The organism is Polaromonas sp. P1_G4 (genome assembly GCF_056405475.1).
In genome coordinates this window covers 1-1,137 of sequence record NZ_JBFUCA010000864.1, presented here as the reverse complement: position 1 = coordinate 1,137, position 1,137 = coordinate 1, and the positions used below count along the sequence as shown (strand labels likewise).

Sequence of the window (1,137 nt, the reverse complement as noted above, 5' to 3'; positions counted from 1 at the left end):
GGCTTGCCGCGAGGGCAAAAGAAACAAAAGGGTTTTTCATGGGGCGGTTCCTTGAAGGGGTGATTCGTCGGGCTTAAAAAGCGACCTGGGCCGAGAGGTAGTACCCGGTCTGCTTCCGGCTGCCGGTGGTGGCAGGCACGATCACGCCCAGGTCCACATACGCCAGCGTGAGCGAAAGGTTTTTGGTCGGTGCCCAGGCAATAAAGATGTCTTTCCAGTCTTCAGAGCGCAGGCCGTTGCCCAGGCCGGCCGCGCGGCCGGCGCCCTCGAGCTTGTTGCGCATAAAACGGTATTCGGCGCCGATGGCGATGTTTTTGCTGAGCAGGTAAGCCACCGAGAATTCCGGTTGCAGCGTGTACTTGTCTTCGCTGCCGCCCAGCGTGGCGCCATAGCCCAGCAGGCCGTTCTGGTTGGCCTTGGTTGCGCGCAGCGTGCCGTTGAGCAGCAGGCTCTGGCCCAGGAAGAGTTTGGTGGCGCTGACATACACATCCACGCCGTGGCGTTTGGCGCCCAGTGCGGTGAGCGTAGGGTCCAGCCCGGTGGAGCCCAGCGTCTTGTACTGCACGCCCACTGCCACCTGCGGCATCAGCGTGTCGCTGTCCAGGACGGCATCGCCCAGCACGCGAACCTTGGCGCCCACGATGGTCTGTTTCAGGTGCAGCCCGGGCAGGCCCAGGGCCACGCCGGTGCCGCGGGTGTTGAAGTCCTGCTGCGCAATCGACAGCTCGTAGCGGTCATGGATGCCGACGGCCGCGCCGTACACATTCAGGCCGTAGTCGGTGGTGCCGGCGTGGGTGACGTAGGCAGAGCCGCCAATTTCGCCCGCCGTGGCGTTGCTGCCGATGACGGCCCAGGGCGTGAGGCCGCCGCCGGCCGCGCCTTCAATGGTGCTGACACCGCCGGTCAGCAGCAGTTTGCCGGTGTCGGCGTGGGCGCCGGCGCAAAGCAGGGTGAGCAGGCTGGCAATCAGGGGGGGTGATACGGAGTGGCGCATGGTGATCCTGTGGGTGGAAAGGAAAAAGCCGGTTGCCGGCGTCAATGGAAGTGAACCTGTGTGGAATACGGAAAACCGGATTCACTGGATTCAATGAAACGAAAAAAAGATGCGAAAAGAAGCGGGGTCGCTCTTCGAAAGGC

Annotated in this window: 1 protein-coding gene; it reads right to left on the bottom strand. The window is 63.3% G+C overall.

The features are described 5' to 3' along the window. Positions 1-73 precede the first annotated feature (73 nt). Positions 74-994, bottom strand: a complete 921-nt coding sequence (locus AC1D1X_RS24010; RefSeq protein WP_477671263.1) for a DUF3034 family protein — start codon at positions 992-994, stop codon at positions 74-76. Positions 995-1,137 lie beyond the last annotated feature (143 nt).